The organism is Duganella sp. Root1480D1 (genome assembly GCF_001427305.1).
Lineage (GTDB): Bacteria > Pseudomonadota > Gammaproteobacteria > Burkholderiales > Burkholderiaceae_D > Rugamonas.
The window spans coordinates 146526-159407 of sequence record NZ_LMFZ01000045.1 but is presented as its reverse complement, the minus strand read 5'-3'; the positions used below and the strand labels follow the sequence as shown (position 1 = coordinate 159407).

General features: G+C 62.1%; 8 protein-coding genes. 4 read left to right on the top strand and 4 right to left on the bottom strand.

Features of this window, described 5'->3' with window-relative positions; translation table 11 throughout:
- The first annotated feature begins 1 nt into the window (after window position 1).
- The 3 genes from ASD58_RS23580 (at window position 2) to fusA (ending at window position 3653) form a co-directional block, all read left to right on the top strand.
- Window positions 2–880 carry an SMP-30/gluconolactonase/LRE family protein gene (locus tag ASD58_RS23580; RefSeq protein WP_307178137.1) on the top strand — a complete coding sequence of 293 codons (879 nt, stop codon included), beginning with the start codon at window positions 2–4 and terminating at the stop codon, window positions 878–880.
- Entirely contained in the window at window positions 864–1454 is a 591-nt protein-coding gene (locus ASD58_RS23575; protein ID WP_057263709.1) for a flavin reductase family protein, read from the top strand. Before ASD58_RS23580 ends, ASD58_RS23575 begins: the two co-directional genes overlap by 17 nt.
- Before the next feature lie 84 nt (window positions 1455–1538).
- Window positions 1539–3653 carry an elongation factor G gene (gene fusA, locus ASD58_RS23570; RefSeq protein WP_057263707.1) on the top strand — a complete coding sequence of 705 codons (2115 nt, stop codon included), beginning with the start codon at window positions 1539–1541 and terminating at the stop codon, window positions 3651–3653.
- Window positions 3654–3661: 8 nt separating this feature from the next.
- Here the strand turns inward: fusA and ASD58_RS23565 are convergent, their stop codons facing one another.
- The 3 genes from ASD58_RS23565 to ASD58_RS23555 form a co-directional block, all read right to left on the bottom strand.
- Complete coding sequence (locus ASD58_RS23565; protein ID WP_057263705.1) at window positions 3662–5911, bottom strand: bifunctional diguanylate cyclase/phosphodiesterase; 2250 nt, start codon at window positions 5909–5911, stop codon at window positions 3662–3664.
- Window positions 5912–5916: 5 nt separating this feature from the next.
- A complete protein-coding gene (locus ASD58_RS23560) occupies window positions 5917–6396 on the bottom strand; it encodes a hypothetical protein (protein ID WP_057263703.1) in 480 nt (159 codons plus the stop codon).
- A 61-nt stretch (window positions 6397–6457) separates the two neighbouring features.
- Window positions 6458–10219, bottom strand: coding sequence for a CHASE domain-containing protein (locus ASD58_RS23555; RefSeq protein ID WP_162253053.1), 3762 nt, complete (start codon window positions 10217–10219; stop codon window positions 6458–6460).
- Between the two features lie 124 nt (window positions 10220–10343).
- On the opposite strand from ASD58_RS23555, the gene ASD58_RS23550 reads away from it, so the two are divergent.
- A complete protein-coding gene (locus tag ASD58_RS23550) occupies window positions 10344–10895 on the top strand; it encodes a hypothetical protein (RefSeq protein WP_156401452.1) in 552 nt (183 codons plus the stop codon).
- Here ASD58_RS23550 and ASD58_RS23545 read toward each other — a convergent pair.
- Window positions 10892–12859: a U32 family peptidase gene (locus tag ASD58_RS23545; protein ID WP_057263697.1), complete on the bottom strand. Its 1968-nt coding sequence runs from the start codon at window positions 12857–12859 to the stop codon at window positions 10892–10894. The genes ASD58_RS23550 and ASD58_RS23545 overlap by 4 nt on opposite strands.
- Between the last annotated feature and the right edge of the window lie 23 nt (window positions 12860–12882).

Sequence of the window (12882 nt, the reverse complement as noted above, 5' to 3'; positions counted from 1 at the left end):
AGTGGAGCTGATAGTCGATGCCCAGAATGCACTGGGCGAATGCATATTGTGGTGCGACCGCACACAGTCCCTGCTGTGGACAGACATCCTGGGCCGCAAGCTGTGGCGCCACCGGCCTTCCAGCGGGGAGACCAAGCAATGGGATATGCCAGAGCGCCTGGCATCCTTCGCACTGACGGCTTCGGAAAGCCGCTTGCTGCTGGGTCTTGAAGGCAGGCTGGCCTGGTTTGATTTTGCCACGGGTGAAGTGATGACCATCGTCGAAGTCGAGGCGGATGTTGCCGGCACCCGGCTCAATGATGGCCGCTGTGATCGCCAGGGCCGTTTCGTGTTCGGCACCATGAACGAGGCAGTCGGCAGGGCGCCGATCGGCCGCTTTTACCGGCTGGCCCACAACCTCCAGCTTGAAGCGCTGCCGCTGTCGCCGGTCGCGATCGCCAACAGCATCTGCTTCAGTCCGGACGGTGGCACCATGTATTTCTGCGATTCCCTGTCCGGCATGATCCGCTGCTGCGACTACGGGGACGAAGTGTCCGGCGAGCGCATTTTCGCCCACCTGCCGCCTGGCTGCGGCGAGCCTGACGGCTCCGCAATCGACGCCGACGGCCACCTGTGGAACGCCGAATGGGGTGCCAACCGGATCGTGCGCTACCGCCCGGATGGCAGCATCGAACGTGCCGTGGCGGTCCCGGTCAGCCAGCCTACCTGCCCGGCATTCGGCGGCCCCGGCCTGGACCAGCTCTTTGTCACCAGCGCCCTGGTCGACCTGCTGGAAAGCGAACGCTATGCGGGCGGCGTGTTCGGCATGCCGGTGACAGATGCGGTCGGCCTGCCGGAAATCCGCTTCGGCGCTAAAATGGGGGATGACTCAGCAATTTGAACACTTCAAGCCGGTGGCCCTGAACCATGCCAGCCGGCTGCTCAACCACGGCCCGACCGTCCTTGTGACCAGCGCCCACGCAGGCCGCCGCAACATCATGGCTGCCGCCTGGTCCATGCCGGTGGAATTCACTCCGCCCCGCGTGGCGGTCGTGATCGACAAGAACACTTTCAGCCGCGAGCTGATTGCCGCCAGTGGCGTATTCGCGGTATGTATTCCTGGCGCAGCCGCGGCCGACCTGGCCTATGCAGTCGGCACGTCAAGTGGCCGCGAAGGGGACAAATTCGAGCGGTTCGGCATCGCTGCCCGGCCTGGCGGCCTCACCGGAGCGCCCTTGCTGTCGTCAGCTTGCGTCGCCTGGCTGGAGTGCCGCCTGATCCCCGAACGCCATGTCGAAGACGCTTACGACACCTGCTTTGCCGAAGTGCTCGCTGCAGCCGCAGACGAACGGGTATTTTCCGATGGGCATTGGTCGTTCCGTGAGGATAATGCCGACCTGCATACCTTGCACCATCTTGGTGCCGGACATTTTGCGCGCGCGAGTGCGATGATAAAGGCGAAAGCGCTCCCTTGATTTCTTGTTGAGCCGCCCAATCTTCGCACTCCTGTTACTGATAGAATCGAAGATGCCCGCAAGGCATCGTTCAAGGAGATTGTGATGAGCCGCAAGACACCTATCGAGCGTTACCGCAACATCGGCATTAGCGCCCACATCGACGCTGGCAAGACCACGACGACGGAGCGCATCCTGTTCTACACGGGGGTCAACCACAAGCTGGGTGAGGTGCACAACGGCGCCGCGACCATGGACTGGATGGAGCAGGAGCAGGAACGCGGCATCACCATTACCTCGGCAGCCACCACCGCCTTCTGGAAAGGCATGGGCGGCAATTTTCCCGAGCACCGGATCAACATCATCGACACACCGGGCCACGTCGACTTCACGATCGAGGTTGAACGCTCGATGCGCGTGCTCGATGGTGCCGTCATGGTGTACGACTCGGTGGGCGGTGTGCAGCCGCAATCGGAAACCGTCTGGCGCCAGGCCAATAAATACAAGGTGCCGCGCCTTGCCTTCGTCAACAAGATGGACCGCGTTGGCGCGGACTTCTTCCGCGTGCAGCAGCAGATCAAGGACCGCTTGAAGGGCACTGCCGTGCCGATCCAGATCCCGATCGGCGCCGAGGAGAATTTCCACGGCGTGGTCGACCTGGTCAAGATGCGCGCCATCATGTGGGACGATGAGACGCTGGGCGTCAAGTTCACCTATGAGGACATTCCCGCCAACCTGAAAGAGTTGGCGCAGACGTGGCACGACCATATGATCGAAGCCGCCGCCGAAGCGACGCCAGAGCTGACGGAAAAATACCTGAACGGCGAAACGCTGACCGAAGACGAGATCAAGGCTGCGCTGCGCGAGCGCACCATCCGTAATGAGATCGTGCCGATGCTGGCGGGCAGCGCGTTCAAGAACCGTGGCGTGCAGGCCATGCTCGATGCGGTAATCGAGTACCTGCCGTCGCCGGTCGACGTGCCGGCTATCGCAGGGCATGATGAGGACGACAATGAGATCGAGCGCCATCCATCCGATGACGAGCCGTTCTCAGCGCTCGCCTTCAAGATCATGACTGACCCGTTTGTGGGCCAGTTGACCTTCTTCCGCGTGTATTCGGGCATTGTGAATTCCGGCGACACGGTCTACAACCCGACCAAGGGCCAGAAAGAACGCCTGGGCCGCATCCTGCAGATGCACGCCAATGAACGCAAGGAAATCAAGGAAGTGTTCGCGGGCGACATCGCGGCTGCGGTGGGCTTGAAGAACGTGACCACCGGCGACACGCTGAGTAATCCGGACAAAGTCATCATCCTGGAGAAGATGGTCTTCCCGGAGCCAGTGATTTCGCAGGCGGTGGAACCAAAGACCAAGGCCGACCAGGAAAAGATGGCGATTGCCCTGAACCGCCTGGCGCAGGAGGATCCGTCTTTCCGCGTGCATACCGACGAGGAGTCGGGCCAGACCATCATGTCCGGCATGGGCGAACTGCACCTGGAAATCCTGGTGGACCGCATGCGGCGTGAATTCAGCGTCGAAACGACGGTGGGCAAGCCGCAGGTGGCCTATCGCGAAACCGTCACCAAGGCGGTCAGCGATATCGAAGGCAAGTTCATCAAGCAGTCAGGCGGCAAGGGCCAGTATGGCCATGTGGTGCTGAAGCTGGAACCGATGGAAGCGGGCAAGGGCTTCGAGTTCGTCGACGCGATCAAGGGCGGCGTGGTGCCGCGCGAGTTCATTCCGGCGGTGGAGAAAGGCATCCGCGAGACGCTGAATACCGGCGTGCTGGCGGGTTACCCGGTGGTCGACGTGCGTGCCACGCTGACTTTCGGTTCGTACCACGACGTGGACTCGAACGAGAACGCTTTCCGAATGGCCGGTTCGATGGCCTTCAAGGAAGGCATGCGCAAGGCGGATGCGCAGTTGCTGGAGCCGATGATGCACGTCGAGGTGGAAACACCCGAGGAGTTCATGGGTAATGTGATGGGCGACCTGACCACGCGGCGAGGCATGGTGCAAGGCATGGACGAAATCCCTGGTGGCGGCGGCAAGCAGATTCGCGCGCTGGTGCCACTGGCGGAGATGTTCGGCTACTCCACGTCGCTGCGTTCCCTGACGCAGGGGCGGGCGACTTACACCATGGAATTCCAGCACTACGCAGCAGTGCCGAAGCATATCCTGGAGCAGGTGGCGACGGCGCGCACTTCAGCGAGGCACTGAGCCAGGCATCAGGCGGGTTCGAGCAAGGCCGCGAATTCGTCGGCCGGGACAGGGTGGCCATACAAGAAGCCCTGTCCCTGTTCGCAGCGCAGCAGCTTGAGCAGCTTGGCTTCTTCTTCCGTCTCGATCCCCTCGGCCACGACCTTGAGGTCAAGGTTGTGCGCCAGCGATACCACCGTGCTGACCAGGCCCATATAGCCAGCATCCTGCGACATGCGGTTGACAAAGGAGCGGTCGATCTTCATGACATCCACCGGCAGGCTGACCAGGTAGGACAGCGAAGAATAGCCTGTGCCGAAATCGTCGATTGCCACCGGCACGTCCAGTGCGCGCACCTTGCTCAGGATTTCGACCACACGGTCATGGTCGGAAACCAGCGAGCTTTCCGTGATCTCGATCGACAGCGGCTGCTTGTCGGCGCCTGCCGTATGCAGGGCGTGTTCGATATCGTTGAACAGCGAATCGCAGCGGAACTGGGCCGGCGCCACGTTGACGGCAATCTGCGGCGGCTGCAAACCGGCGTCGTGCCAGGAGCGCCAGTCCTGCATGGCGCGCTGCATGACCTGGCGGCCCACTGCAATCACCAGGCCGGTGCGTTCCAGTTCCGGCACAAATTCCGATGGCGGCACCAGTCCGCGCAGCGGATGGCGCCAGCGCACCAGCGCTTCGGCGCCTGTCAGCTTGCCGGTGCGCAGGTCGATCTTCGGCTGGTAGAAGTTGACGAACTCCTGCCGTTCCAGCGCTTCGCGCAATTCCACTTCCAGGCTGATCTGGCGCGCCACCACGCGGTCGGCGGCCCGGTCGTATTGGCCGAACCGCAGGTCAAGGTCACGTGCTGCGGCCAGTGCATCCCAGGATTTCACCAGCAGTTCATCGGCGGTAGTGCCATCGTCCGGCAGCGCTGCAGCGCCGGCATTGATGGTGCACCAGATCTTGTGTTCCTTGATCTGGTAGGCCCCTTGCAGCATCGGCACTGCCTTCTCATGGATGAATTCCGCCGCAGTCTGGGTGCCGTGCGCCGGCAGGAATACGGCAAAACGGCCGACGCCAACGTGGGCCAGCAGCATGCTTTCCGCCACCACGGAGCGCAGGCGCTGGGCGATATGGCGCATCAGGCCGACCGCAGCGGCATTGCCGTAAGCGGAGCTGATTTCGTCGAAACGGTTGATGTTGATCAGCAGGACGGTGCCGCGCGCATCGGAAGCGGCGAGGGCGGCGATTTCTTCTTCAAACTGCAGGCGGCTCGGCAGCCCGGACAGCACATTGGTGCGCGCCAGGCGGTGCATCTCCTGTGCATTGACCAGGCGTTCGATGCCGTAGCTCAGCTCATTGCTCAATTCCCCGGCGCGTTCGCGGTAGAAGGCGTCAAAATGCTGCTCACGGCGCGAGTAGAAGGTGACGACGCCCCAGGGCTCGTTGTTGACGAACAGCGGCACTGCCATGCAGGAGGCGATTTCATGGCCCTTGCGCGATCCCGATTGCACGCGGCCGGTGGACAGGACATGCGCCGCCAACTCGGCAGCCAGCCAGTCCGGCGGCGTTTCGCCCACGCCCCAGTGGCGCTCCTGGCCTTCGCGGCTGGCGGAGGCAAACAGGTGCAGCGTGCCGTCTTCGGCGCGGCGGCTGATGGCTGCGCAATCGAGGCTGGGTTGGTGCGCCGCGAGGCGGCAAGCATCAAGGCACAGCTGTTCCAGCGTGCGCGAGCGGGGAATCAGGGCGCTCAGGCGCGACAGCAGGACGTAAAAATTGTCGTGGCGGATCAGGGCGCGTTCTTTTTCCACCTCGGTGGTGACATCGATCGCGGAGCCGCCGGTGAACGATTCGCCATTCACATGAATCGGGAACTTGTGCACCAGCCAATGGCGCTTGCCTTCGTCCGTGGTCTCCATGGTCTTGGTGACGTCCGGGTTTTCCAGCGCAGCACCGTCTTGCTGTTCCAGCCCGCTGCCCATCACATAGTCGCCAGTGGCATCCTTGATCCACAGCGGGGCGGGCGCGTGCTCGGCAAAGCCGGCCAGGAAGCCTTTGGCACGGGCCAAGCCCTGGCGCAGGCTTTGCTGGGTGCGCACGCAGCTTGCGAGGTCGGCCAGCGCGGCATGCTGGTCGGCGGAATAATGCTCAGGCAGATAGGTGAACAAGACTTGCTCATCCGCCAGTGCCTCGGCCGGCACCGGTTGTCCGCACACAAAGCCAGCCAGCCGCTGCAATTCTTCGAGCGAACTGGACTGCAAGTGTTCAATGGATGTGCGCTTGTTCATTGAAATCACATCAGTTTGAACTTCAGCTGCACGGATAAAGCACCATGCAAACGTTCCTTGTATGTAGGTACGATAGCAAAGTTAACGCCAACGCGTTGATATTCCACGCTGACGACAGGAATTGCCGCTAGGAACCATCCACCATCGCGCATTTTCGGGTAGCCATTAAAGCCGCCGACCACCGCGCCCAAGCGAACCGGGCCGATCGCCCAGGGCTGGTAATACACCCCGGCGTAATTCGACATCTGGCGGTCGCTGTTGTGGAAGCGGCCCGCAGTCACCGATGCCACGGTCGAAAAGCGGTATTCGGCACCGAACCCTGGGTTGGTGTCGTCGAATCCTTTGTCACGCTGGAAGTGATAGGAATAGAAACCGGGATTTACCCAAAGTTCGGATAAGGGCTGGTTTTCGATGACTGAAAAGGTGTCGGCAAGCGCCGGCATCGACAGGGCAGCAAAACTAGCCCCGATTAAAAGCTTTTTCATTTATTTCCAAAAGTATAATGACTGCTCGTTAATTATAGCGTTTGTGTCATTTTGATAGATTTCAATTGCGCACCTTGGCATGAATAAATTGCAAAATCGTTGTTATTAAGTCATCTCCATCGACCGGCTTGGCAACAAAACCATTCATGCCGGCCGCATCGCATTCGGCGCGCTCGCCAAGGGTGACGCCGGCGCTCATGGCCAGCACAGGTAAATCCAGGCGCAGCTCGTTGCGGATGGCCTGTGTGGCACTGAAGCCGTCCATCACCGGCATCTGCACATCCATCAGGACCAAATCGACTGGCTGCCGCCTGCTGCGCAGGAAGTCCACCGCCTGCGCACCATTTTCGGCGATATGGACACGGGCGCCGACCGCTTCCAGCATGCTGCGAGCGACGAGCTGGTTGAGCGCATTGTCCTCGGCCAGGAGGATGGACTGTCCTTGCAGCGCCTTGCTGCCACTGCTGAAGGCGCCGCGGGCCGCAGGCGGCGGGGCGCCCGGTGCGGCCGATTTTTCAGGCTGGACCGTCAAGGCGTGGAACAGGGCCGAGCGGGTCAAAGGGCGCAACAGTTCGGGATCAGCTCCGGCCCCGCCAGCCGTCGACTGGGCACCGCTGCGCAAGCAAATTCGCTGCGGCACATTGGTCGCACGCGCAGTGCTGCCCAAGCTGCTGTCATAGATCAGCAAATCATAATTGCCGCGCGCCAGGGCGGCGCCGATGCCAGCCGCAGAGTCGACCGTGTCGCAGCGCCAGCCCCAGCGCGCCGCCAACTGGACCACGTCATCATGCAGGTTCTGCCTGGGATCGGCGTATAGCACGCGCCAGTTGCGGTGGCTACCGGCCAAGGCATATGGGTCGGGCAGGTCGCCTTCACGCAAGGGCACCAGGAACGTGAAGGTGGTGCCGCGGCCCGGCGTGCTCGAAACGTCGATCGTGCCCCCCATCATTTGCGCCAGCCGCTGGGAGATCGCCAGGCCCAGCCCGGTGCCGCCGTAGCGGCGTGCCATGGAGGCGTCCGCCTGGCTGAAAGGCGTGAACAAGCGTCGTATCTGTTCGGCGCTGATGCCGATGCCGGTGTCGCTGACTTCCCAGCGCAGCATGCCGGGCTCGGAGGGATCGCGGCCGGCGTGCACGCTGACGGTGCCGCTGTCGGTGAATTTGAGTGCATTGCTGACCAGGTTGAGCAACACTTGCTGGATGCGCTGCACATCGCCATGCAGCGACACCGGCACATCCGCTTCCACGCACAGCGACAGGGCCAGGCTCTTGTCGGTGCTGGTCATGGCCATCACCGCTGCCAGGGCACAGAGCACGTCTTCGACCAGGAAATCGTCGTCGGCCAGTTCCAGTTTGTTGGCCTCGATCTTGGAAAAGTCCAGCACGTCATTCAGCAAGGCAAGCAGGGAGCGGCCGGCGCCGGACACCATGTCGAGGTACTGGCGCTGCTCGGCATTGAGCGGGGTGCGCGCCAGGATCTGGCTGACGCCAAGCACGGCATTCATCGGGGTGCGCAGCTCATGGCTGATATTGGCGACGAAGGCGCTCTTGGCGGCGCTGGCCGATTCGGCCTGGGTCTTGGCGTCGTTCAATTCCTTCTCGGCCGCTCGTTCGGCCGTGACGTCGCGCATGATCATGGCAAAGCCAATGCAGTGGCCATGATCGTCGTGCACCGGAAAGAGCTGCTTCAAGCCAAGGAAGGTGCTGCCGTCGCGCCGCCGCCGCAGCGAGGTCGATTCGTACTGGCCATGCTCAAGCGCCAGTGTCATGCTGGTGATGGCGTGGCTTTCGGTGGACAGGACTTGCAGGGGCTGGCCAACAATCTCCCCGTCCTGGTAGCCAAACAGCTTTTCAGCGCCTTCGTTCCAGGTGGTGATGGCGCCAGTCGGGTCCAGCAGCACGATTGCGTGATTGCGGATGTGGGAAGTGAGCAGCTTGAAGCGGGCTTCGGATTCTTCCAGGCTGGCGGTCTGCTGTTCGAGCTGCTTGGCCGATTGCTCCTTGGCCCGCAAAGCCGCGATCCGCTCGTGGACGAGGTTGCGGCTGGCGCCGAAGAACAGCAGGCTGATCAGCGTGCCCATCAACAGTACCATGAAGGACTTGCCCTGGTCGACCGCGGCATCAAACAGCGCGGTCGGCCGCACGCTCAAGGCCCAGGACTCGCCATTATCGCCCACCGGTACATACTGCAGGCTGGACAAGCGCGTGAAACTCTGTTCCGTGCCGCTGCGGGCGCTGGTGTACATGAGTTGCCCTTTGCTGTCCTGGAAATAGACGTCGAGCCGTACTTCGTGCAGGCTGTCACCGAAGATGCCGTGCATCAGGTCGCCCATGCGGAAAGGGCTGTAGACAAAGCCCTGCAATTCGCGGTGTCCGGTAGCATTTTTCGAGTACACGGGATTGAACATCAGGAAGCCTGTCTGCTTGGGCCCTTTGATTTCCTGCACCAGCGTGATCGGGCCGCTGGCGGTCATTTTGCCGCGTTGCATGGCCGCTACCATGGCGTCACGGCGCGTTGGTTCGGACATCATGTCGTAGCCGAGGGCGGTGTTGTTGCGCTCAGAGCGGGGTTCAAGGTAGACGATTGCGGCATGCAGATCGCGATCGCCTTCGGGCCAGACCTTCAGCTCCTTGTTCAGCGCTGCCACGGCACCGGCCGGCGCAAACCGTGCATAACCCATTCCAAGCACGCCGGGATACTGGTTCTGCAGCTCCATTCCGGCGACGAAATGCTGCCACTCATCGCGCTCGACACTGTTGGAGGCATCGAACAAGGCGGTGCCGGCACGCAGAAGCGATTCGTAACCCTCCATGCGCAGGCGGATGGTTTCGCGCACGGTTTCGGCGGCGCGCTGGAAGCGCTCGCTGGTGCGCGATTCGGTGTCAAAGGTAATCCAGCCCCAGGCGCTGACCGTGAGGGTCATGCATGCCAGCAGGATCAGGATAGGTGTCCAGACATAACTTTCCGCCAGGGCCGGATCTTCTTCAATGGCCAGGACCCAGGCCAGGACACTGCTGATGGCGAGGTAAGTGGACAAGGAAAGCAAGGAGTGATGCAACACGCCGGAGACGAAAGGGCCGTGGTCCATGACCGTGGCGGGGATCGCGATGCCGGAAATAATGGCCAGCGCAATGCGCACCATGGAGCGCCAACGATTCACCGCCGCCAGGCCCAGGAAAAACAGCAGGCAGTAAGGCAGGAACTGGGCCGCGGCGAAATGCGCATCGCCCAGGAAAACGGCCAGCGTGCAGATCACCAGTGTCGCAAGGAACACCAGTTGCCCCGGCGACCAGCGCGGCCATTGCAGCCGCGCTGGAATCGCCATCGCCAGCGGTGCCAGCAGCAACAGGCCCAGGAAGTCGCCGGTCCACCAGGTGGCAGCGACCTGCCAGGTCAGCGAAGATGGAATGATGCCGGACAGTTCGAGCGAGAGCACGCCGGCAATGGTCGAAGCGAGGGCCGCCGCCGCAGCCACGCCGCCATATTTATACACTTCGCGCTGGGTCTGCAGGCCAATGCTGGCGATGTCCAGGCGCTGCAACAGCCAGCGGGCTAGCAGCGACTCTGCGGTATTGCCGATGGCAATCGTCAGCGAAACGGTCAGCAGGACCGGCAATGAAGCGACATTGTTGTTTTGGAAAACCACCAGGTTGGCAAGGAAGGCGCCGACGAAAATGGCGGGCCACAAGTGCCGGCCAAAGCGCAGCAGCAGTACCAGGGCAAAGCCGGAAGGAGGCCAGATCGGACTGGCATTGCTTTGCGCCAGCGCGAGCATCAGGCCGAGCCGCGCCAGCAAGTAGTACGCTCCGGTAGCGAGTAACAAGGCTGTTAGCGTGCGCAGGCGTTGTGGCATGACGTGGCGGGCAGGTCGGCAGTGATGTCTTTATATCACGGAAGATGTATAAGGCTGAAATGAAGTTGTCATAATTGCCCCGTAGCATGGCAACATGCAATTGACTCCAGAAAATCGAATTCGCTTGCGCGCTACGGTATTTGGCAAGACCGAGGCCGGCCGGGTGGAATTTGTCCAGCGCAGCGCTGGACTGACGGCGCGCCAGCGTGCGGTGCTGATCCTGATCGACGGGCAAAAAGCCCTGGGCGAAATCGAGACCTGGCTGGGCGAAGATGAAATGCTGGAGGCGGTGGAAGCCTTGCTGCGCAAGGGCTTGGTGGGAATCAGCTCGGCGCCGGCACCTGTAGCGGCGCCTGTGCCTATGCCAGCTCCGGCAAGTGCGCCCGCCGCGCCGGCGGCTCCTGCGCCTGCCCGCCCCGCGGTGGGCGCCGCTGCGCTGGCGGCCGCACGCGAGTTCATGGTGGCGGCAGCGCGCAAGCACCTCGGCCTGATGGCGGCCGACCTGGTGCGCCGTATCGAACACGCGAAAGACGAAAACCAACTGGCCGGAGTCGTCGGCCTGTGGCATGTCTCATTAAGGGAATCGAAAACCGGCAAGCCCTGCGCCGAGGGCTTGCTGGCGGAAGCGCGCGCCTTGCTGGCTTAGTTCGGCCGCTTGCGGTGGAATACCAGCGGGCTGTATGGCACCGCCGATGGAGGAGGGGAGTTCAGGATGCCTGGCTTCATCGCGCCAACCACGTGCATCTCGCACGGCTTGCAATCGAAGCGCAGCGTATAGGTGTGGTCGCCGCTGACCAGCGTCATCGGTTCGGCTTTCACCTGGCCCTGCACGCCCTGCACACCTTTCGCCTGCTTCGGGCACAGGTTGAACGAGAAGCGCAAGCAGTGCTTGGTGATCATCAGCGGTACTTCGCCGGCTTCCTCATGCGACTCGTAAGCCGCAGCGATAAGCTGTACTCCGTGCTTGTGATAGAACTCGCGGGCCTTTTCGTTGTAGACGTTGGCGAGGTAGCTCAGTTGCGTGTCCGGATAGATGGCGCGCGGTTCGGCCGGGGCCTTGCGCTCGGGACGCTGCCAGGCCGCCAGCCGTGCCGCTTCATGGGCAGCCACGGCATCGCGGCGCAGGGCATTGATGGCCGATGAAGGCAGGAACCAAGGCTGCGACAACTTCAGTTCCACATGGTCTGCAACGAACATGGTGTTGCCCAGCTTGGCCAGGCTGGCGCGCAGCCCGCTGTCGGCCTGTTCGGCATTCTGTGCCGGCTGTAGCGCGATTGCCGTTTCAGTGGTGCTGACAATGCCATCTTCATCGATGATCGACAGACGCAGGCCGGTTTCGTTTTCAGCCAGGGTCAATTGCAGGCCAACGTGGCGGTCGGAAGACTTCTTGTGCAGGGCCGCTTCCCACTGGTGGTCGCGATTGCGATGGATGACCGTACCAACCTTCAGGCCCGGCAGCGCCGCCATTTGTTCATTCGGGAATATGCGCCAGCGCTGGCCATCTTCGGTATCGCCCAGCTTTTCGGCCTTGTTGGCCTGGATGCCGACGGTGGTGCGCTTGTTCATGTAATTCAGGCCGTCGCCGTTCGCCATCGGCGCATTGGTGATCACGTCGATGTGGTCGCCGCCCATGCGGACCACGGTGCCCAGTTCCACGCCCACGTATTTCGGCGAATCGAAGGCGCCGATATCGTCCTGGCGGCCATTGGCGAAGTAATCGGTGTGGCCGCGGTGGAAGGTCTTGTCCACGTCCGGCGTGAACAGAACGCGGGTGCGTCCGCTGGCGGCGCGCGCGAATTCCGGACGGCGCTCGAGCAATTCGTCCAGCAGCAGGCGGTAGTGGGCGGTGATGTTCTTCACATAGCACATGTCCTTGTAGCGGCCTTCGATCTTGAAGGAACGGATGCCGGCATCGACCAGCGCTTCTAGGTTGGCGCTCTGGTCGTTGTCCTTCATCGACAACAGGTGCTTTTCAAAGGCCACCACGCGGCCCTGGTTGTCGGACAAGGTGTATGGCAGGCGGCAGGCCTGCGAACAGTCGCCGCGATTGGCGCTGCGGCCGGTGTCGGCGTGCGAAATGTAGCACTGGCCGGAGAACGCGACGCACAGGGCGCCGTGCACGAAGTATTCGAGCGGCGTATCGACTTCCGCGCGGATCTGCCTGATCTTGTCGAGCGTCAGTTCGCGCGCCAGCACCAGTTGCGAGAAGCCGACGTCGCCGAGGAACTTGGCCTTTTCAACCGTGCGGATATCGCACTGGGTCGAGGCGTGCAGCTGGATGGGCGGCAGGTCCAGTTCGAGCAAGCCCATGTCCTGGATGATCAGGGCATCGACACCCGCTTCGTACAGTTGCCAGATCTGCTTGCGGGCCAGGTCGAGCTCCGAATCGTGCATGATGGTGTTCATGGTCACGAAGATGCGCGAGCGGTAGCGGTGGGCGAACTCCACCAGCGAGGAAATATCCTCGATCGGATTGCTGGCGTTATGGCGTGCGCCGAAGGCGGGACCACCAATATAGACAGCGTCCGCGCCGTGCAGGATGGCTTCGCGGCCAATTTCCGCGGTTTTGGCTGGCGCCAGCAGTTCGAGCTCGTGATCAAGCAAAGACATTCTGAGATAACCCTACGGTTGCA

Excerpts from the sequence above, each read along its gene's own strand:
- ASD58_RS23575 (WP_057263709.1), top strand. The coding sequence starts at position 864 with ATGACTCAGCAATTTGAACACTTCAAGCCGGTGGCCCTGAACCATGCC.
- fusA (WP_057263707.1), top strand. The coding sequence starts at position 1,539 with ATGAGCCGCAAGACACCTATCGAGCGTTACCGCAACATCGGCATTAGC.
- ASD58_RS23565 (WP_057263705.1), bottom strand. The coding sequence starts at position 5,911 with ATGAACAAGCGCACATCCATTGAACACTTGCAGTCCAGTTCGCTCGAA.
- ASD58_RS23560 (WP_057263703.1), bottom strand. The coding sequence starts at position 6,396 with ATGAAAAAGCTTTTAATCGGGGCTAGTTTTGCTGCCCTGTCGATGCCG.
- ASD58_RS23550 (WP_156401452.1), top strand. The coding sequence starts at position 10,344 with ATGCAATTGACTCCAGAAAATCGAATTCGCTTGCGCGCTACGGTATTT.
- ASD58_RS23545 (WP_057263697.1), bottom strand. The coding sequence starts at position 12,859 with ATGTCTTTGCTTGATCACGAGCTCGAACTGCTGGCGCCAGCCAAAACC.